Raw genomic sequence first — 19,682 nt, 5'->3', positions numbered from 1 at the left:
AGTAGAAGATTTGGATAAGTATTTATAAGAAATTTATAATTAAGAAGTATATGAAAACACTAGTTCGTAGAGAGTTAGTGTTTTTCTTGTTTTTATGGTAAAATATATGTATAACAAAACTACAAAAATTGCAGGTGGAAAAATGAGCAATTAGTGCCACAACAGGGCTTAAGAAAAATAGAACTTCAGCACATATGGAGGAACAGCGCATGGAAATAAACATAGGAAACGTAGTTGAGAACTATAGGGAAAGAATTCAAAGACTAGCTCTATTTGATCCTTTATATGCACTATCGAGAAAGGGAATGAAGGATGACAAAGGAAAAGAGGTTGATTATTTTAGTTTTGGCCTTTTAACCTTACTGTTCTTTTTTGAAAATATGCTTATAAGAAATAAGAAAACAGGAGTAAAGGAACTGGCTGCATTTTTACAGGAGCTAAGTAAAGATGAAATAACTATGGATATCATAGGTTTTGAGAGGGTTGCGAGAACCATTATTGATACCTTTAGACCTCCTACAGGAAAAAGAAATTCAAAGACCTTTTTCAATTGGGAGACTAAGAAGCAGGAAACTGTACAGTATTCAGTGCTAAAGGCTGCAAAGGCAGACCTTGAGACCAACACTCAGTATTATACTCTTGATGAGCAGGGGCTTGAGCTTATCTTTGCCACAAAAGAGTATTTTAATGAATTTCAGCTTTCTATAAATCAGCTAGTACTAAGAAAACAGCTTGAGAAGGGTGAGTTTTCTGGAGCTTTAAGGCAGATAGATGAAATGAATCTGGATGTTAAGAATCTGCAGGATAGAATAGTTAGGATTAAGCATGAGGTCAATAGAAATATTGTATCTAATGAAACCTATGAAAGATATAAAAATATAATTGAAGATATAAATAATAGATTGCAAATGGAAGATGAAGAGTTTGAAGAATTAAAAACCTTCGTAACAGAAACTAGAGAAAAGATAGCAAGTGACTTAAGTAAAAGCGAAGATAGAAAGGCTTATGAGCTTATCATACAGATAGATAAAGAGCTAGGAGAGGTTCATTACAACCATAGACTACTCTTTAAAGATAGCATTATTCTTAAGACTTCAGCACTTCAAGCAGCTCAGGAATCCTTATATTATGTAGGGATAGACTCTTTCAATTTCAATCAAGAAATAACCAGCAGAGTATTTTCGTCACCTATTCCATTAAACGAAACAAGAACGCTTATTGAACCGTTTCTGTATCTAGAAAAAAGCAAAGTATGGTCTCCTTTAACGGTATTTTCTCATCAAAAGATAGAAAAGCTTGATAAAGAAGAAAGAATAAATGACTTTTTAGCTGTAACTAGTGATGAAGAGGCAAAGCTTGATCTTAAGCTTCAAAGCAACAATTATAAGGTTATTGCTTCTATAATACTTATGGCGATGAAGGCTGAAAACGAAATAACTCTTGAAAAAATAATTGAGTTTATGAAAAATAATGCTTACGATGAAATATTAAATCACCGTAGTTTTTATGATTTCTTTATTATATTGCATCAAAAATCTCCTGTGGTTATGGAAGTGCAGGAGGATCAAGAAGAGGGTATATTTGGACAAGTTTATAAGTTATTAATTAAAAAGGGAAAGAAACTTTATGTTGAAGAACTTGACACTATACTGAAGGTTACAGAGAGATTTGAAATAAAGAATATGAGCTTTAGATTGGAGGAATATTAATGGCACTTTATAGCAATGAGCAAGTAATGCAAAGCTTCAAGCTATATTCTACACTAGCTATGAATGGATACGGAGAAAAAGAGGATTTAAAGCTTTATACCTCAGACGATATTACACGAGGACTGGTAGATCAGTTTGCTAGAGAGGTAGATTGTACTATCTTTTCTTCTGGGGAAGTAATCTATATGATTCCTATTGCAAAAGAGTCTATTTTCCACGTTTCAAATGAAGCTATAAGGAAAGCATATCTCCCAAGTAAAGCTGTAAATTTGGATTTATATCTTATGTATTTATCAATTATCGTTTTATTTGGTGATTTCTATGATAGTTATCAAACTAATGAAGCAACTAGAGATTTTATTACCATAACTGATTGGTTAGATAGCTTGAATCAGAGAATTTTTATACTAACAGAGCATGAAGAGGAAAAGCTTAAAGCCCTAGATCAAGAGTTTGAATATAATTGGTCTGCTATAATTCAAAAGTGGACTGATATGGATGAAATTAAGGAAAAAGTAAAGGCTCAAGATGGTAGGACCATAAGTAGAAAGAGCTTTTTAAATACTGTTAAAAAGTTTCTTGAGGATCAAGAACTTATAAAGGATATTGGGAATGAAGAGCTTGAGCTTACGGAAAAGGCTAAGACCATCATTCAGAGATATTACATGGAGTATGATTACAACAGAGGAATACTTGATTTTCTGTACAACATTGACAAGATGAAGGGGGACGAAAAGTAATGCCAGCGATTTCAAAAATTCGTTTTACTAATGTGGTGTATGAAAACGGTGAAAAAAGATATAATGATGATATTTTTGAGTTTGACAGCTATAACGGAGCTATACTTCTTGAAAATGGCGGAGGAAAAACTGTTTTTGTTCAGACAGCGTTGCAAGCAATACTTCCAAATATTGAGGTGGCAGATAGAAAGGTGAAAAATACCTTAGCTCTGCAAAATACCTCAGCACATATTGCTATAGAGTGGATATTAAACGAAAGACCTAGAAGATATGCGGTTACAGCAGTGACCTTATTTATGAATAAGGAGTCTATAGATTCTCATAAGTATGTTTATGAATACATAGAAAATGATGATAATTCCATCGATAAGCTTCCATTTGTAAGAGAAAGCATCAATGGAAGCATGAGGCCGTCCACTAAGGAAGAAATGGCAGAATACTATGGTTATATGAGCCAAAACAGAATGAATGCTAAAACCTTTAAGACAGTCAGGGAATACCATACTTACATAGAAGATAATTTTAAGATAATACCTTCAGAGTGGAGGAAAATTGCTTTAATAAATGGAGCAGAAGGTGGAGTAGAAGCTTTTTTTGATGCTTGCAAGACCACTGGTCAGCTAGTAGATAATCTCCTTATACCTACTGTTGAAGAAGCTTTGGCTGGAGAAGGTACTAAGGATTTTGTTGAGATTTTTGAAAGACAAAGAGAACATTTTAAAAAGTATAAACAGTTAAATGCAAGAATAGAAGAAAGCAAAAAAGTTGAAGAGCAGATAGAGTTATATTCAAGAGTTTTTGAAGAGTATGATCAGGCTAAAGCTGAAGAGATAAAGGCAAAGGAAGCTTTAAAAGCTTTGGATAATTACATAAAGATAGAAGCCGAAGGCATAAAGGATAAGCTTGAAAAGAATAACAAGGAAACCATTACTTTATCTGAGGAACAAGAGCTTTGGAAACAGAAAAACTTATCCTACGACATAAAAAATTATGAAAATAACATGGCTAAGGAAGAGAAATACTACAAACAAACCCTTGAAAGTTATGACAAACTTAATCTTGCAAAGGCTGAGAAGGAAAGCAAGTATTCAGGACTTCAAATCTCAAAGTATAAAAAAGACATAAAAATAGAAGCTGAAAGTATTGAACTTATAAATAACCAGTTAGAAGCCTTAGATAAGGATGAGGCTGTTGAAGATATAAAAGATAAGCTAGAAGAAAATAGTAAAAGAATAAGAGGGTACTATTTAGATAAGGAAGAAAACTTAGAAAAAGAAAAGAATTTATTAGAAGGTCAGATAAATAATATTGTTCAGCAGCTTAAGGCTAGTGAGCTGGAACTAAAGGCGATAAGGGCTAAAGAGAAAAATTTACTGGATAATAAGAGCAATCTTCAAGGTATAATTTCTTACTTAACTACTGATATCAATAAAATCAATAAAGCAATCTTAGACAATCCTAATGAAGGTAACATAAAAGATGAAGTCTTAATATGGAAAAATAGAATAAATGAGCTTGAACATAAAATCTTTGAAACTAACAATCAGAAAAGAAGTCTTAATGAAGAACAGCAAAACCTAAAGGAAGCTTTAACTAATTTTAGAAAAGAATTAGAAGGGGTTAATGAAGAAAGACATGCTTTAACTAGCGAGATTAAGAACATAGATGATAACAAGGTTGAGCTATTAAGTAAAATAAAAGAATTTAGAAGTAGCTGGCTAAGCTTTGAGGCAGATTCTATATATTCAAAGCAAAGTACCATAGTTACTCAGGTAGAAAGTAAGCTTCATAAATTAAAGGAAGAAAAAGAAAAAGCTATATTAAATGAAAGACTTGCTCATAGATATGCTGACGAGTATAAGGAAAGTGAATATTATACAGCAGACCCTGCTTTGGAGAAGAATATAGACCAATGGAGAAGTGGCTTTAATTATTTAGAAAGTGGTACAAAGTATATTCAAAGAATATGCAGAAAAGAAGGAAAGCCGGAAGAAGAGCTTTTTAAAAACTATCCTTATTGGGCCTTGAGTTTAATAACTTCAGATGAAGAGGTAGAGAAGGTTAAGGATAAGGTTAGTAAAAGTGTAAAAGACATATCTCATCCTATTATAATACTTAGTGAAAGAGAAGCTAAGGCTAAAGCGTTAGGAGAAAGTGATGTAATAAATGAAAACATAATATATCCTTTTATTTGGTCTAATAATATAAATCAAACATATTTTGAGAACTGGCAAAAAGATATTATGTTTAAGGCTGATGAAACTACAAAGCTTCGTGAAGAAAAAGAAGCAGAGCTAAGTCAGTGCCAGGATTTACATAGAGATATAACTATATTTTATAATAAATATCAATATGACCATTATAATGAACTTTTAAAGGTTGAAAAAAGCCTTAAGGAAAAAGCAGAAGAAGTTACTAATTCAATAAAGAGTAGTGAAGCTAGACTAAATGAAATTGATATTGAAGTAAAAAAGCTAGACAGTGATGTAAAAGAGTTTAGTACAAAGCAGAGAAATCTAGAGGATAAGGCAATAAAGGGACAAGAGTCCATAAATAAGAGCAGCGAAAAAGAAGAAAATGAAGTTAAGATAAGCCTTATAAACACAGAGCTAGAGCTAATAGAAGTGGAAACTATAAAAGCTGAGAGAACCTTGAAGGAAAATGAAGAAGTTAAAACTCAGTTAGATAGAGATTTTAATAGTGTAAAAATCAATATAAATTCTTTAAAAACTGAAAAACTATACGAAGAAGTAAGAGCTTTATCTCCGATGTTTTCTGATTTAAGTAAAGAAGTATTGGAAGCAGAGAGAAAAATCCTTAAAGATCAGCTTGATAATAAGCAGCAAAATAGAGGGCAGCTAGAGGAGAGATTAAAAGGCTCTTTAAGTCTAAAGAAAAATCATGAAAAGCAGCTACAGGACTTTATGAAAAAACTAGAAGTTGCTGTAGATGAAAACCTAGAATTTCCTCTTAGTGGGGATATGGAAATATCCAATCTGCTTGATGAAATAAAGGACCTAAAAGAACCTTTAGGAAAATTAAAAGGTGAAGCTGATGAAGCTAAAACAAGATTTGAAAAGAGTAAAACTCTTTACGAAGTTAAAAAAGAGGATTATCTAAAATACTATAAGGAAATAATCAATTTCAATTTGGAACTAGAGCTTATAAAGCCACAGCTATCAAAAGAGAAGGATGTTCTTAAGAAGAAGAGAGCTTATTTATCTAGTGAAAAAGAAAGATTAGATAACGAAGAAAAAAACATTTTGAATATCTTAAGAAATCTAGAGCTTTTTAATGCAAGTTATGCTTATTTAAGTGAAGAGATTCAGTTATGTAAACTTCCAGAGGAGCTTGCGCAGAATATTCCTTATAACAGAAAAGGGATTGTTGAAGCTGCAAAGAAAAAGCTAGAAGAGTCAAAGAAAATCTTAGATAAAAAGAACTTAGAAACAGAAGCACAAAAAGATCTGTTTGTAAAATTCTGCGAAAGTGAAATCCTTGATGTAAAGCTTAAAGAAATGGCTACTTCAGGTGTGAGATTTAAAAATACCTATAAGGATATCATTGAATGGCAGAAGATGATGAATGAAAGAATATCACGAACCATAGACATTGCTCAAAATGATATTCGTGAACATGATAAGGAAGTGCAGCAGTTTATTAATCAACTACATTCTTATCTAATTACAATGGTTCAAGAACTTAAAGCTATTCCTAAAAAGACAAGAATAAAGGTTGAAGAGGAATGGAAGGACGTATTCATTTTCAATGTACCAGAGTGGGATGAAAAAGAAGGAAAAGAAGAGCTGGCAAAGCATATTGATTGGATGCTGAACCAACTTGAAGGCGACAAATTTAAAGATGAAAATGGAGTGGAACTAGCGGACCAAGCAAAGAAAGAAATTGAAAAATGGCTTAAGTCTAAGCAATTATTACAAATTGTGATGAAGCAGGATACTATAAAAGTTAAATGTAGAAAAGTAACCAATGATGGCAAAATGAGAAGTGCACCTTTCTCCTGGGAAGTATCTAATTCTTGGTCAGGAGGAGAAAAGTGGAGTAAGAATATGTCCTTATTCTTAGGCATATTGAACTACCTAGCTGAAAAAAGAAAGCAGATAATGCCAACTAACAGACACTATAGAACTGTGATTGTGGATAATCCATTTGGTAAAGCTTCCAGTGATCACGTCCTTGATCCTGTTTTCTTCATAGCTGAGCAGTTAGGTTTCCAAATAATAGCCCTTACAGCCCATGCAGAAGGAAAGTTCATAAGAACCTATTTCCCTATTGTGTACAGCTTAAGACTTAGAAGTTCTAAGGACAATAGTACTCAAATAATGACTAAGGAAAGGGAAATAAAACATACATATTTTAGAGACAATGATCCTGATGCTTTAATAAGACTTGGTGAAGCTAAACAGTTAGGCTTCGACCTTGAAAGTTTGTTTAAGAATAACGAAGCTTAATACAATAGAAAGTACTATATAATCTATAGATTTAGCTACCTAGGTATGTTTGTCAATAGGAAAATTTTATACACCATCTTGACTTGCGAACAAATGTTCTTATATAATGATATTGATAAGATTTTGAGGTGAGGAAAATGGTGTTAAACAAAAATATTGAAATGGTAGCTGCCTTTAATAAAGATGGAAAGATAGTACCGGTAAGATTTAGAGTGTTTGCAGAAGATGAAAGCTACAGTGTATTTACTATAAGTAAGATATTAAAGGTTGATGAAATAAAGATTGATAGAATAGAAACTATTGTATTCACATGTATAAGTACTATTAATGAAGTACAAAAAAATATAGAACTCAAATATATTAAGGATACATGTAAGTGGTATCTTTATAAAATGAGTGCTTAAAGTTAGAAAATTGTAGCCTGGCATCTGTTAATTGTTGATGTCAGGCTATTTTTCATTGGAATTATGTATATTCATATAATCATAAAATTTTTTGTTTATATGTGGTTTGACTTTTTTAATTGATAATTAAATGAAGAAGCTACCTGCAGTATCTATAGAGCTTACTTACACAGAAGGTATTTATTATAATTTCAGAGCAATTTCATTTAACTTTTCGGCCATTGAAGTTATTCCTTCGAGGCTTGCTGCCATTTGTTCTGTGGCTGCTGCTTGATCTTGGCTTGAAGAAAGGGAACTTTGGCTCTTTATATTTGATTCATTAACTTTAGAAATAATCTTATTAGTTAATTCTTGAATTGTAGGAACAGTACTTTTCGATTGTTCTGATAATTTTCTGATTTGTGTTGCTACAACTCCAAAACCTCTTCCTGATTCTCCAGCTCTTGCAGCTTCTATAGCTGCATTTAAACCAAGCATCTTTGTCTCATCTGCAATTTCTTTTATAAATGAAGAGATTGCATTTATTTGACGAGACAAAAGTGTTATTTCATTAATACTGTTGTTTAACCCCTGTTCATTTAGATGAATGTTTGATGCAGATGATGCTAATTCTTCAACAGTTGATGCTATTTCTGATAAGCCTTTTTCAAGGCTAGTTGACATCTCCCTAAGCCTTTCAGCAGTTACCTTAGGTATAATCAAGCTAAAGGTTCCTACAATTTCTTCGTTGTTTTCATCAAACAAAGGGTAACCAACAGATAAAACTGGTACACCATAGAACGAATTATCATATTCTTTAGATACAGGGCTTTTAGTTTTTATAGATATTTCTGCAACTCCTCCTTCATTTAGTGGATGTCCAGCTCTTAACTGAGGAAGCTTAAACTCATTAGAGTGCTGTATATCGATAAAATCTGATAAATCTGAAGTTGCCATCACTGCACCATCTGGAAACATCTCAGATAAAATTGGCGCAAAGTCTTTAAAAGCTTTTATCACAGGGTGAACCACAGGGAATATAGTAGAGAAGGCTCCTATAACTTGGTATTCATCATCAACTATAGGCTCAGAGGTGATTTTCAGCCTTATTCCATATAATGAACGTGGAACATTTGCTGTAATGGTTTCTTTTTCTCTCATGGCTTTAGCTGCCATACTATTTGAAATCACCTTTTCGCCAACTTGAAATATACCAAGATCAAACTCGCTTGAAGCTTTTCGCCAAACAATAGAGTCCTTACTCGTAATTACGTATATAACACCACCAGGTATCATATCTGCTTGTGCGTCACACATACTTTTAATAAATTCGACTGCCTTTGATAAAATCATAAAATACTCTCCCTTAATAGTAATTAAATTTTCTGATATTGATTTTTAAATAATCATTGTTTAGTATTTTTATCTTTAAATAAATGAAAGCTTGGAATGTAACTTTAATGGCGTTAAAGTGTATGCACAGAAAGTTTTTTAAATTAATACTTATTCATTATACAACAAAATAATGTAAAATACATCATAGATTGACAAATATTTTGTAACTATTTAAAAAATAATTGTCATTTTTTGAATTGAATCACATATGAGTATTAAAGTCAGGAAAAGTTTTTTGATTTTTTTGAAAGACTGCATTAGGTGAAAGTCTTAAACAAGTGCTCACTCATATGTATAAACAAGATATACATTAATTTCAAAATAGTACTTTAATAGAGTGTGAAAATATAAATTTTATTAGGAAATGTAAAGGTTACATCAGTAGCAAAATAAAATCCTCAGCATATAGTAATACTAGATTACTTAATATTAGAGGAGAATCATGGTAAGTTTAAATAGGGTAATAGTGGATAAGAAATTCCTAAGAAAAAACTTAGTTGAGGAAGAAGATATATCTAAATCACTAAGTAGGTTTATTGATAACTCTATTAATGCTAGAAGAGAAGTGACAATTAGTAAAAATCCCTGTAAGATTAATATAAATATAACCGATGATTCAATAAAAATCAGTGATAATAGTGGAGGCATCCATAGCAAGATCACAGATGAAGATATCTTTAGAATTGGTTTTGAAAATGGAGATCATATCTCTGGATTAGGCATAAAAAAGTCTTTCTTTAAGTTAGGTAATAAAATAGAGATATTTTCAAACAAGAAGAGATGCTCAAGAAAGTTTTCCTTAGATCTCAATTTAATTAGTGACGAGCTTCAGTCTCAAAGCGAAAACATAGCGTATAATTCGAAGCTGGTAGAAGGAACTGTTATAGTAATTAGTGACTTAGAAAAGAATATAAAGAAGCAGTTAGAAAGTGATTACTATATAGATAATATTGTATCAAGACTCGGAAGAATTTATGGAAAGTTTATCGAAAAAGATGAACTTATAATATTGGTTAATGAAAAAGAAGTAACGGTGAGAAATATTAAGGCCAAAAAATTAAACTCCTGCAAGATATTAGGCGGTTATGAGGTTGTTCTATATAAAGGAACAAAAGAAGAAGCTTCAGGGATAGACCTATATATTAATGATTTTATTGAATATGACAGAATTAAAAACAAAGAGGTTAAATGGACTCTATTAAATGAACCAAAGCACACCTATTCAGATTGTATAGTAGAAGTAACTTATCATGGAGAAAGAGCAAAATTCTTAGAAGAAAAAGACTTGCTATTCACAGAAGTTATAAAGTTTATTAAGGAAAACAAAATGTATTTCTTAAGCAGTACAATAATCATACAATATGAAATGCCTATAGGAAAAGTAGAGGAGCTCAAAGAATATTATGATGAAAGTACTGCAAAAGCTATAGGTATAAAAGGTTTCGATAAGTTATATGAAGAATATCTTCATAGCAAAATGACAGATAACTAATAGAAATAAAAATATAGATGTATTACTTTTTTAGTAGAAATTACTTTTATTGTTTTATCAAGAGCAGTGAGAACTTTAAAGTAAATTCGATTTAAAGTAGTACATCTTTTTTTACGTACATAAGATATAAAATTAATTGCACAATATAGCCCTGAACTAAATGATGACGTTAAATTAAAAAAATTGCGTCCATTTTGAAAATAACTATTTTTGCTATTCTACTATAGAAACTTAGACAGTTCCTTATGAATGCGAAGAAGTGAGTCTATATCTTCCGTTGATATTTTTTCAAGTGCAGAAACCATGGCTATATATGAGGCAGGATTTTGAATTGACTTTCTTGATATTTCCATGCCTTTGTCAGTCAAAATTAAGTTGATTTGACGTCTATCTTCTTCTGATGATTTACGTTCAACCAAACCCAAATTAACAAGCTCTTCGACGCTAACACTTGCTGTGCTTTTAGGAATGAATAATTTCTCTGTTATTTCTTTAAGAGTTATTAACGGAGAAGAATATATGGTATTTAAAACCCCTAACTGCTGCAAATTCAAACCTAAACTATTAGCATTCTTTTGTGTGTATTTTGTTAAAGTTTTGCTAACCATCATAAATGATTGAACTACCTCCGCAGCCTGCTTTGCTTTGGAATCCTTGTAATCCATAAAAATACCTCCTTGAAATATAGTTCATAATTGAACAATTCATATATGAACTATATTAAATTATTTAATTGTCAATGTCAATATTAATATGACTACTTAATGCGGATATTTCACCAATTTAGGTTACTTATTTGCAGTTACATAATGAAGAAACAAATATCCACCACAGTATAAAATAGTTAATTGAAATTTCTATTATCTCAATTCTTAAACTTCATATAATGCAATTTCTATGCTCATCATAAATATAATTACTCAAATGCACTATTGGTACAATACAATCTGTATATATTTTTTATACTATTAGCTTCTGTATTAAATAAATGTTGATATTTTATAGCTTATCCTTTTATATAGCAGTAACAACATTTATTTAATACATAATATAAGGCTTTTTTAATAGTATATCTAATACACTGTTTCAGCCTAGCTTTACGAAAAGAAATATTATTTTGTTTTATATGTAAATATGATTATGGTATCATATGGATAATGAGCTGAGTATATGCTTGATTCTATTGGCGGTTTGTGGAAGAAAGATGAAGTTATATTTCACTTATTACCAGATGGGAAAAATGATGAAGCTGAGCAAAATAGACTTTTAGAAGTTTTATTTTTATGATTAGAGTTGTTCATACTTAATGATTTTACTCAAAGCATGTAATAAAGATATTGGCCACAGCAAGAAGGCTACATAACTTTTAGGCTCAATTGACAAGTAAAAGGAGAGATACTATGGAAATTAACAAAGTAGTTGAAAATAAAGTAGAAATAGCTGTTGTAAAAAGTAGTGAAGTGCTGATAACAGATCTTCAATCTGCCCTGGATTTAATAGCTACAGTGAGCTATGAGTCTGGTAGCGATGCGATGATTTTGGATAAGTCATCAATAGTAGAAGAATTCTTTGATTTAAAAACAAAATTAGCAGGTGAAGTGCTTCAAAAATTTATAAACTATCGTATGAAGCTTGCAATAGTAGGAGATTTTTCGGGCTATACAAGTAAAAGCCTTAAAGATTTTATATATGAAAGCAATAATGGGAAGAATATATTCTTTTTAAGCAGTGAAAAAGAAGCTTTAGAAAAGTTAAGCAGTGTGTAGATACGAGTTTGCAGATATGGTTAGTTGTTGCTTTTACTGTGGAGTTCGTATTTACTTTAATTCCTATGATATATTTTATTAAAAATATGCAAAATGAAAAAGACTATTAATTAAATAAATTCAAATTTGTAGATGTATACTAATATAATTTTGAATTAAGATATAGTAGATCTTTATTATACGATGCAATAAAGGCAACCCTTTGAGGTTGCCTTTCAACTTACAAGAAATTCATTAATAAGGTTCAAATCTAATTTACTTTTAAAAGTAGCAATAAGATAATATCTTATAATCCTTTAATGATTTTAACAAACTCATCTTTTTCCTCTTGATCTTCAAATAGATTGAACCAATCATATATTTCTATAGCAAAATCTATAAAAGCTGTTCCTTGGGCGGTTATAATATTGCTATCTTTTACAACTCTCGCTTTAACGAAATTTTCTCTTGGAAAAGGGTCTTTCTCTCCAAATACTTTAATGTGATTTTCAGTCCATTTAACAGCAGGGGTAGTGTATCTTACATTATTAAGAATACCTGATTTGGCTAAAAAAACTGTACCTGCACCACATATACCTGCTATTAATTTATTCTTTGAATTCAAACTATTAATTAGTTGTATTAGTTCAGGCCTAGTGTCTCCATACCACCCACCGCCAATAATTAAGCCATCTACATCTTCGTCCAACACTTCAGTAACTAATCTTGCAGGTTTGTACATAAATCCAGAACGGCTTTTGATTATTTTATCTTCATATGCAATTGTAATTATCTCTTTACCCCCACTGGTTCCTAATAAATGAGTGATAAAGGTTACTTCATAATCTGCCATTGCATCAAAGATAAACACCAATATTTTTCCCATATAATATCCTCCAATCCCTTGATATAAATTTTAGTTTAAAAGTAATACTATAGATGTTTTAGTGCTATTTTAAAATTTCCTTAAAAATAGGATTTGAATTTCTATTTATAAACCAAATTGAAGCTCCATTCATTAAGACACCTTGTACATTTATATCTTTGTCTACCCACAACATGTAATCTTCGGACGAAGTATCTTTAAAATTTATAGTTACAGAATAATCACAAGGGCGTATATCAAGCTTTGCATAAGTTTTCTTTTTATCATTTAGTGCCATTGCAAATTTATCTATAATATTCTTATCTGAAAGTGTCCATTTTTTCTTGTCCGACTGCCTAATTACTTCAATTGAACTGATTTCTTTACTCTTACTCGCAGTGTTATTGATATATAGTACAAATAATGCAGTTATCACAATAAAAAATAGTAAGAGTAGAAAAATTTTTTTCATAATAATCACCTATAAAATCTTATTTTAAAATATAATGGAGAATTACATCTAGCATTCGTTATAGTATCGTTACTTTACTTATTATAAATTTTGAATTTAAATATCCCTTATTATAACATTTATTCCTAAAAAGTACACATGTTATATAGTTAATAATTCTAGATTTTACATGTCTAATAATAACAACAAGGATATAAAGAAGAGGTTATTATATACTAAACACTAGATATTTATAGGATTTTTATTGTAATATGACAGTATGATGACGTATTAAGTGTGATATCTTATAGATAGTTCTAAATAGGAGCTATAAATCTATCAAAGTGCCATTATTAGTTAAAATATTTTTTAGTATACTTTAAATTCATAGATAAAAAGGAGGGTAATTGTGAAACACGAGTGGAAAAAGCAAGAAAAAAATTTATATTTACCAAAGAATAAGCCAGATTTAGTTACAGTACCGAAGCAAAAATTCTTTATGATAAGAGGAAAAGGAAATCCTAACGATGAAGATTTCGCTGAAAGAATAGGGGTATTATATTCGTTAGCCTATGCAGTTAGAATGATGCCAAAGCAAGGCTACACACCAGAGGGGTATTTTGAATACACCGTTTATCCACTTGAAGGGATATGGGATTTGACTGAGGAAGGAAGAAAATCTGATACTTTGAATAAGGATGAATTGCTGTATACCATAATGATTAGACAGCCTGATTTTGTGACTGAGGAAGTAGTGAAAAAAGCATTTGAAAATGTTAAGAAGAAAAAACCACATCCTTTATTAGAGGATGTAACTTTTGAAACTATGGAAGATGGATTATCAGTTCAAATGATTCATATGGGTTCATATGACGACGAACCACAAAGCTTTGAACAAATGAAAGAGTTTATAAAAGAAAATGATCTTGAAATAACAACTTTAGAACATAGGGAAATCTATATTTCAGATGCAAGAAAAACTGAAAAATCTAAATTAAAAACCGTTTTAAGATATAGGGTTCACCATATATAATAAATATAAAAGTTATATACACCTCAATGTTGACTAAGCTAGTTGTTTTTGATAACATTATAGCCATCAAGAGAAATTTAATAATATAAAGTTTTATAGGGTTCCGCAGTTTTAAATTTGAAGCTGGTCTGGTCCAAGATAAAACGCACAGCTTGCTGTGTTCACGGAAGGACAAAAGCCTGGGAGATATTTAATTATATCAACCATGGCTTTTTTTATTTGAAGGAGAGTGAAGTATATGAAATGGTTATTCTTAATTATTGCAGGTCTTTTTGAGGTATGCTGGGCAGTAGGATTAAAGTACTCAGAGGGATTTACAAAGCTTGTACCAAGCATAATTACAGTAAGTGGCATGATTGCAAGCTTCTATTTTTTATCATTAGCACTGAAAGAGCTGCCACTAGGTACTGCATATGCAATTTGGACAGGAATAGGTACTATAGGAACCGTTATTTTAGGAATAATATTATTTAAAGAGCCTATGGACATCATAAGATTAACTTGTATTGCATTCATAGTAGCAGGAATAATAGGATTAAAGCTTGTGTCTCACAGTTAGATACTTGAGAAATTTCTATAAAAAGCAGCATTATGAATTCTAACCTATAAAAGTCGTGTAAATAAAGGAGAATGTTTTCCTTTTTATACACGGCTTTTGGTTTTTGGAGAAGGCTTTTCAGCAATTAGTTCAAGCTTTCAAAACTATAAATGAGAAATAATATATGGTATTAAACCGTAAAAGGTTATGAAGTTGGCTTAGATAATAAACTAAATCTAAGTATAATTTCTATGGAATAAATTGGAGAGTGTTGATATAATTACAAGTAATTAATATATGATTATAAAAGATTTATGAGAAGGCCACTTGCATGTTTAAATGAATATTACTTCAAAAAGGGGAGAGGATAGGATGGAAAAAAGTCTTAAGTTATTTGGAGGACTAATCGCAGGAGTAGCTTTGGTGTATATCAATACAATAATATCTAGTTATGATATTCTAGATAACGTCTTTGGGTTTGTTTTAAATGGGGTAATGAAAGGTATGTCTCTTTTGGGACTTATAATAGTTGAAGTGACATGTGTTCTTCTATTTATTGAGAGCATAAAAGCTTTCGTTAAAAAGCCGTAGGGATTAAAACATTAAGTATGTAAAATTCTTTTAATATTCATAACGAAATAATAAAAAGAGGAAAATTATTATGAGTTCTTATTATTTGTTTAGTGATTTTGATATGTATAAAGGATTTACAGCTGAAGTAAGAGATAACTTACTTATTGATATAAAGAATAATTTCAAGATTGTTTTCATAGCTTCTAGTCCTGATTTCTTTGAGATTAGTGATAAATATGCTAAGAGGTATTTAGGGTGGTTTTCAGACATTGGAATTGACTTTAAATCTAGCAAAGTAATTGATAATAGAAGGGATATTTGCATTTGGTGCAACCTTTTTATTAATAACAATATATCCAAATAAATTAACTCAAGTCAAAGAATAGAAATAAGGAGAGACAAAATGAGTAAAGATATTATATTTAAAACAGAGGAATATGTGTTCAGTTATAGAGTTGCAGGATTGTTAGTGCAAAATGGAAAAGTTTTATTGCAAAGGCCATTAGGAGACACTGGTTATGCAATTCCTGGAGGTCATGTTGCACTTGGTGAGACAAATGAAGAAACATTAATTCGTGAGTTTAAAGAGGAAATAAATGTAGACATTAAAGTAGACAAATTAAGATGGGTTGGAGAAATATTCTTTCCATGGGGGGACAAACCTTGTCATCAAATATGTTTATTTTATGATGTTTCATTAACTGACAAAACCAACATACCACTTGAAGGAGTCTTCTTTGGTACTGAACAATTAGAGGGAGAATCTTTCAAATTAGAATTTTCATGGGTTGGTACTAAAGCTATAAAAAACATAGAATTATATCCTATTGAAGCAAAAGAGTATCTTTATGAGGAATTAGATGAAGTAAAGCATTTTGTGTACAAACAAGATTAAAGATGTATGGCTGCACACAAGTATTTATATCAAAGGGGAAATTTGATGAGAAAATTTATGATTGGAATGCATGGAAAGTTTGATGCTAGAAAGTTTCATAGAGATTTTAGAGAAGGTTTTTATGGAATAGAGGTATGTCTTTTTGAAGATGAAAAAGATATAGAAAAACTAGTCAGAGTAACTGAAGAAAATGAATTTAAATTTGGGATACATTTTCCTTTAAGGTCTGGGATATCAGATTTGAGAGATCCACAGTTTTTATCATTAGATGAAGCTGCAAGGAAAAAGGCTTATAAATATATAGAAGAAGAGCTCAATTACATTAGCAGCAAGGAAATCAAACCAGAATACATTCTATTCCATTATCCAAAACCAGCAATTTTGAAAAAGGACTTTGATATGAGCAATTGGAGATTTGCAGACAAAAGTGAATATACATATGAATCAGAGTACACCATTAGTGAATTTAAAAGATTAAGTGAAAATCTCTTTGCATGGTTATCAGAAAAAAGTTTTGAATATAATTTTATCCCTGTGCTAGAATTAGACGCTTTAAATAAATACGTTTATGAGGATAACTTTCTTGAGTCATTACTTGAAAAGTACCAAGCAATTAAAATATGTTTAGATACAGGAAGACTTCACTTACAAAGAAGGATTGATCAAGATTTCAACGAGAGGGAGATTATTTTAAGATTGGCTAAGTTTACTGAAGTAGTGCATTTATGGAATGTTAAGGTATCTGGTAATTTAGAAAATAGTCATTTTCCTGCGCTGCCAAGATTAAAAGTAGATGATGGATGGGCACCTATTGAAGATTATTTAAGAATTATAAAAAATGAAAATAAGAATATAAAGATAATGTTTGAGCATAGATCAGATTTAATAAGTGATGAGGAACTAGATAGTTGTTATTCTTGGGTCAGTTCTATATTGGAATAAAAGCATCAGATAGTGACTTTTTTGTGAAGATAGTAGTACTTCATGGTAAATAAGTTTTACATTAGTGAAAAGTAAAGGAGAATAAACATGATAAGAGATTATAAAGCATCGGATATTGATGAAATTATTAGATTATATACTCTTGAATATTTGGCTATGCCAGAAGAAATTGAAACTTTAAAATCTGCATCAAAGATTCTTGTTTATGAGGATAACAATGTTATTAAAGGTTTTATTCATATAATGATAGGTGGAAGCTCTTGTACTATTGAAATGGGAGCAGAAAGCAATGAGCAAATACTGCCTGTAGGCTTACAACTTTGGGAGGAAGCAAAAAAGATTCTAATTGAAAATTCTATAAGATCTATAACAACCTATCATGTGAAAGATAATTCAAAATGGCAGCAACTTTTTGATATGATTGGATTTGAATATTGGTATTCTGTATACCGATTTTCTTACAAAGGAGTTAAATTTGATGAATCAAATATTTGTTCAGTAAAATATGAAGATAAATATTACGAAGAGGAAGCAAAACTTGAAAGTGAAGCTTTTGAAGCATTAAGAAAGGAAAATGATATTAAGCCTTACAATTGGTATTTAAGTGCTAGTAGTAAAGCGCTTGAAAATGATAGAAAAGCAAAATTTGCTAATAAAGATTATATTCATCTATTTTTAGAAGGTAATGAAATTGTAGGTGCTTCAATGGTTAAAAATGCTGAGATAGATTTACTGTTTGTTAATACCGAGTACCAAGGAAAAGGTTATGGTAAAAAAATTCTGGAGTTCACAGTGAATAGAGGCCTAGAACAAAGTTTAGAAGGTGTGAATCTAAATGCGTTAGCAAAAAATGATAGAGCATTAAAATTATATTTTAATACTGGATTTGAAGTTGTACAAGCGCAGGATTGTAGAAGATTAATAAATGATTGTTTAAATAAATGAGTTTAGTAATATATGCTTATAGTTGCCTAAAGAGACATTAGTTAGCTTTGATTTACGCAAAACTAACTAATGTCTCTTTGGTGTTGGTCCAATTTTAGTTTTATTTTTATGATAAATTATTGTGGTGAAAGATGGAAAATTCAATATTGAAAGGATAAGAGGACTATGATAAAGGTAAGCTTAACTGAATTATATCAAATGAATGATAATATGTTTTTATGTGCTGTAATTGTACCTCGATATGAAGGAAAGTGGGTATTTGTACGCCAAAAAGGTAAGAAAACATGGGAGCTGCCTGGAGGAACCCATGAGATTAATGAAACTATAACTGAAACTGCTGAAAGAGAATTATTTGAAGAAACAGGAGCAAAAAAGTTTAGGCTATTTCCAATATGTATTTCCTCAGTAAATATTAATAATCGAAAGTCTTATGGATTGCTATTTTATTCTGAAATAAGTGAACTTGGACAGTTGCCAAATTCAGAGATTGAAGAATTAAAATTGTTCGAAGAATTACCAGAAAACTTAACGTATCCCTCAATCCATAATATATTGTTTAATAAAGCAGTTGAATTTTCTGGACATATCAAAACAAATTAATACATTATGAAAATAAGAAGACATAACTAATATATAAGATAGTTTTTAATATTAAATTGTGAGGTGAAAAAGGTAATATTGAAAACTTCAATTATATTTTGAGCATATAGAATCAATTGGTTTTGAATGATATAATGACAAGTAATTAGGTCAAAAGTAGCAAGATATAATGAATTAACGATATTAAATTGTTAAGATATAAATGCTGAATGCTACACCTAATGAGTTAGATTTTTTGATTAGCTATGAAAAATTGAATGAGAGGTTGCTTAGGGTATAAACAATATTATTTTTGTGATGTCCTTTAAATCTTAAAAAGAGATGTTATTAAAAAATATATTTTTCACTCAAATTTAAATTAAATATATTTTCTAACAAAAGGAGCTTACTATAATGGATATTATAATTAGAAATGTGTCTGTAGAAGACTTAGATGCAGTAGCAGAAGTGGAGATGAGATGTTTTCCAGAGTCAGAGGCAGCTACAAGGGAATCCTTGGAACAAAGAATTAAGACATTTCCAGAAAGTTTTTTTGTAGCGGAAATCGATGGAAAAATAATTGGTTTTATCAATGGCTGTATAATCAACGAGCTTGCTATCTACGACGAGTTATTTAGTGATGCTAATCTACATATTCCAAATGGTGATTATCAGACTATTTTTGGACTTGATGTAATGGCAGAGTATCGTAAACTAGGAATTGCAGCACAATTAATAAATCAGTTGATAGAAGTATCAAGATCGGCTGGACGAAAAGGCGTCATTTTAACTTGCAAAGAGAAGCTCATTCATTACTATTCAAAGTTTGGATTTGAAAGTACAGGAGTTTCAGGATCTAAACACGGTGGTTCGGAATGGTACGATATGATTTTAAAGTTTTGATTAAATATGAAATACGCTACATAAG

General features: G+C 30.6%; 19 protein-coding genes and 1 riboswitch. Of the genes, 15 read left to right on the top strand and 4 right to left on the bottom strand.

Annotation, left to right across the window (positions count from 1 at the left end):
* Positions 1 to 209 precede the first annotated feature (209 nt).
* The 4 genes from J3477_RS02755 to J3477_RS02740 all read left to right on the top strand — a co-directional run bounded on the left by J3477_RS02755 (position 210) and on the right by J3477_RS02740 (position 7,322).
* A complete protein-coding gene (locus J3477_RS02755) occupies positions 210 to 1,709 on the top strand; it encodes a replicative DNA helicase (RefSeq protein WP_206868035.1) in 1,500 nt (499 codons plus the stop codon).
* On the top strand, positions 1,709 to 2,449 hold the full coding sequence (locus J3477_RS02750) for a DUF6063 family protein (RefSeq protein WP_206868032.1): 741 nt from the start codon (positions 1,709 to 1,711) through the stop codon (positions 2,447 to 2,449). Before J3477_RS02755 ends, J3477_RS02750 begins: the two co-directional genes overlap by 1 nt.
* Complete coding sequence (locus J3477_RS02745) at positions 2,449 to 6,918, top strand: coiled-coil domain-containing protein (RefSeq protein ID WP_206868029.1); 4,470 nt, start codon at positions 2,449 to 2,451, stop codon at positions 6,916 to 6,918. The genes J3477_RS02750 and J3477_RS02745 overlap by 1 nt, the downstream gene beginning before the upstream one ends.
* A 137-nt stretch (positions 6,919 to 7,055) precedes the next feature.
* A complete protein-coding gene (locus tag J3477_RS02740; RefSeq protein WP_206868028.1) occupies positions 7,056 to 7,322 on the top strand; it encodes a hypothetical protein in 267 nt (88 codons plus the stop codon).
* Between the two features lie 183 nt (positions 7,323 to 7,505).
* Here J3477_RS02740 and J3477_RS02735 read toward each other — a convergent pair whose 3' ends face one another.
* Positions 7,506 to 8,654, bottom strand: a complete 1,149-nt coding sequence (locus J3477_RS02735) for a methyl-accepting chemotaxis protein (protein WP_206868026.1) — start codon at positions 8,652 to 8,654, stop codon at positions 7,506 to 7,508.
* Between the two features lie 484 nt (positions 8,655 to 9,138).
* Here J3477_RS02735 and J3477_RS02730 point away from each other — a divergent pair, with 484 nt between their 5' ends.
* Entirely contained in the window at positions 9,139 to 10,188 is a 1,050-nt protein-coding gene (locus J3477_RS02730) for an ATP-binding protein (RefSeq protein WP_206868024.1), read from the top strand.
* Positions 10,189 to 10,409: 221 nt separating this feature from the next.
* Here the strand turns inward: J3477_RS02730 and J3477_RS02725 are convergent, their stop codons facing one another.
* Positions 10,410 to 10,853, bottom strand: coding sequence for a MarR family winged helix-turn-helix transcriptional regulator (locus J3477_RS02725; RefSeq protein ID WP_206868023.1), 444 nt, complete (start codon positions 10,851 to 10,853; stop codon positions 10,410 to 10,412).
* Between the two features lie 735 nt (positions 10,854 to 11,588).
* On the opposite strand from J3477_RS02725, the gene J3477_RS02720 reads away from it, so the two are divergent.
* Complete coding sequence (locus J3477_RS02720; protein ID WP_206868021.1) at positions 11,589 to 11,954, top strand: DUF4180 domain-containing protein; 366 nt, start codon at positions 11,589 to 11,591, stop codon at positions 11,952 to 11,954.
* A gap of 286 nt (positions 11,955 to 12,240) precedes the next feature.
* Here J3477_RS02720 and J3477_RS02715 read toward each other — a convergent pair whose 3' ends face one another.
* On the bottom strand, positions 12,241 to 12,819 hold the full coding sequence (locus J3477_RS02715) for a DJ-1/PfpI family protein (protein WP_206868019.1): 579 nt from the start codon (positions 12,817 to 12,819) through the stop codon (positions 12,241 to 12,243).
* A 64-nt stretch (positions 12,820 to 12,883) separates the two neighbouring features.
* Positions 12,884 to 13,270 (bottom strand): YhfM domain-containing protein, encoded by a 387-nt coding sequence (locus J3477_RS02710; RefSeq protein ID WP_206868017.1) that lies wholly within the window; start codon positions 13,268 to 13,270, stop codon positions 12,884 to 12,886.
* A 388-nt stretch (positions 13,271 to 13,658) separates the two neighbouring features.
* Between J3477_RS02710 and J3477_RS02705 the strand changes: the two genes are divergently transcribed.
* From J3477_RS02705 to J3477_RS02665, 9 genes are all read left to right on the top strand, one after another.
* Positions 13,659 to 14,282 (top strand): GyrI-like domain-containing protein, encoded by a 624-nt coding sequence (locus J3477_RS02705; RefSeq protein WP_206868015.1) that lies wholly within the window; start codon positions 13,659 to 13,661, stop codon positions 14,280 to 14,282.
* An 84-nt stretch (positions 14,283 to 14,366) separates the two neighbouring features.
* A riboswitch (guanidine-I (ykkC/yxkD leader) is annotated at positions 14,367 to 14,470 on the top strand.
* Between the two features lie 50 nt (positions 14,471 to 14,520).
* Entirely contained in the window at positions 14,521 to 14,841 is a 321-nt protein-coding gene (gene sugE / locus J3477_RS02700) for a quaternary ammonium compound efflux SMR transporter SugE (RefSeq protein WP_206868014.1), read from the top strand.
* Positions 14,842 to 15,192: 351 nt separating this feature from the next.
* Positions 15,193 to 15,411 carry a hypothetical protein gene (locus J3477_RS02695; RefSeq protein ID WP_206868013.1) on the top strand — a complete coding sequence of 73 codons (219 nt, stop codon included), beginning with the start codon at positions 15,193 to 15,195 and terminating at the stop codon, positions 15,409 to 15,411.
* A gap of 70 nt (positions 15,412 to 15,481) precedes the next feature.
* Positions 15,482 to 15,757 carry a hypothetical protein gene (locus J3477_RS02690; protein ID WP_206868012.1) on the top strand — a complete coding sequence of 92 codons (276 nt, stop codon included), beginning with the start codon at positions 15,482 to 15,484 and terminating at the stop codon, positions 15,755 to 15,757.
* Between the two features lie 39 nt (positions 15,758 to 15,796).
* A complete protein-coding gene (locus J3477_RS02685) occupies positions 15,797 to 16,288 on the top strand; it encodes an NUDIX hydrolase (RefSeq protein WP_206868011.1) in 492 nt (163 codons plus the stop codon).
* Positions 16,289 to 16,333: 45 nt separating this feature from the next.
* Entirely contained in the window at positions 16,334 to 17,230 is an 897-nt protein-coding gene (locus J3477_RS02680; RefSeq protein ID WP_206868010.1) for a sugar phosphate isomerase/epimerase, read from the top strand.
* An 87-nt stretch (positions 17,231 to 17,317) separates the two neighbouring features.
* Positions 17,318 to 18,175 carry a GNAT family N-acetyltransferase gene (locus J3477_RS02675; RefSeq protein WP_206868009.1) on the top strand — a complete coding sequence of 286 codons (858 nt, stop codon included), beginning with the start codon at positions 17,318 to 17,320 and terminating at the stop codon, positions 18,173 to 18,175.
* A gap of 165 nt (positions 18,176 to 18,340) precedes the next feature.
* On the top strand, positions 18,341 to 18,775 hold the full coding sequence (locus tag J3477_RS02670; RefSeq protein WP_206868008.1) for an NUDIX hydrolase: 435 nt from the start codon (positions 18,341 to 18,343) through the stop codon (positions 18,773 to 18,775).
* Between the two features lie 393 nt (positions 18,776 to 19,168).
* Entirely contained in the window at positions 19,169 to 19,657 is a 489-nt protein-coding gene (locus J3477_RS02665; RefSeq protein WP_206868006.1) for a GNAT family N-acetyltransferase, read from the top strand.
* Positions 19,658 to 19,682: the final 25 nt, after the last annotated feature.

The sequence above is a fragment of the Clostridium zeae genome (genome assembly GCF_017312485.1).
In the GTDB taxonomy this organism is placed as follows: domain Bacteria; phylum Bacillota; class Clostridia; order Clostridiales; family Clostridiaceae; genus Clostridium_AR; species Clostridium_AR zeae.
The sequence above is the reverse complement of the archived record's forward strand: the minus strand, read 5'-3'. Positions and strand labels throughout refer to the sequence as shown.

Coding starts and splice junctions, on each gene's coding strand:
- J3477_RS02670 (WP_206868008.1), top strand. CDS start 18,341: ATGATAAAGGTAAGCTTAACTGAATTATATCAAATGAATGATAATATG.
- J3477_RS02710 (WP_206868017.1), bottom strand. CDS start 13,270: ATGAAAAAAATTTTTCTACTCTTACTATTTTTTATTGTGATAACTGCA.
- J3477_RS02695 (WP_206868013.1), top strand. CDS start 15,193: ATGGAAAAAAGTCTTAAGTTATTTGGAGGACTAATCGCAGGAGTAGCT.
- J3477_RS02730 (WP_206868024.1), top strand. CDS start 9,139: ATGGTAAGTTTAAATAGGGTAATAGTGGATAAGAAATTCCTAAGAAAA.
- J3477_RS02720 (WP_206868021.1), top strand. CDS start 11,589: ATGGAAATTAACAAAGTAGTTGAAAATAAAGTAGAAATAGCTGTTGTA.
- J3477_RS02750 (WP_206868032.1), top strand. CDS start 1,709: ATGGCACTTTATAGCAATGAGCAAGTAATGCAAAGCTTCAAGCTATAT.
- J3477_RS02675 (WP_206868009.1), top strand. CDS start 17,318: ATGATAAGAGATTATAAAGCATCGGATATTGATGAAATTATTAGATTA.
- sugE (WP_206868014.1), top strand. CDS start 14,521: ATGAAATGGTTATTCTTAATTATTGCAGGTCTTTTTGAGGTATGCTGG.
- J3477_RS02725 (WP_206868023.1), bottom strand. CDS start 10,853: ATGGATTACAAGGATTCCAAAGCAAAGCAGGCTGCGGAGGTAGTTCAA.
- J3477_RS02745 (WP_206868029.1), top strand. CDS start 2,449: ATGCCAGCGATTTCAAAAATTCGTTTTACTAATGTGGTGTATGAAAAC.
- J3477_RS02680 (WP_206868010.1), top strand. CDS start 16,334: ATGAGAAAATTTATGATTGGAATGCATGGAAAGTTTGATGCTAGAAAG.
- J3477_RS02685 (WP_206868011.1), top strand. CDS start 15,797: ATGAGTAAAGATATTATATTTAAAACAGAGGAATATGTGTTCAGTTAT.
- J3477_RS02665 (WP_206868006.1), top strand. CDS start 19,169: ATGGATATTATAATTAGAAATGTGTCTGTAGAAGACTTAGATGCAGTA.
- J3477_RS02740 (WP_206868028.1), top strand. CDS start 7,056: ATGGTGTTAAACAAAAATATTGAAATGGTAGCTGCCTTTAATAAAGAT.
- J3477_RS02755 (WP_206868035.1), top strand. CDS start 210: ATGGAAATAAACATAGGAAACGTAGTTGAGAACTATAGGGAAAGAATT.
- J3477_RS02690 (WP_206868012.1), top strand. CDS start 15,482: ATGAGTTCTTATTATTTGTTTAGTGATTTTGATATGTATAAAGGATTT.
- J3477_RS02715 (WP_206868019.1), bottom strand. CDS start 12,819: ATGGGAAAAATATTGGTGTTTATCTTTGATGCAATGGCAGATTATGAA.
- J3477_RS02735 (WP_206868026.1), bottom strand. CDS start 8,654: ATGATTTTATCAAAGGCAGTCGAATTTATTAAAAGTATGTGTGACGCA.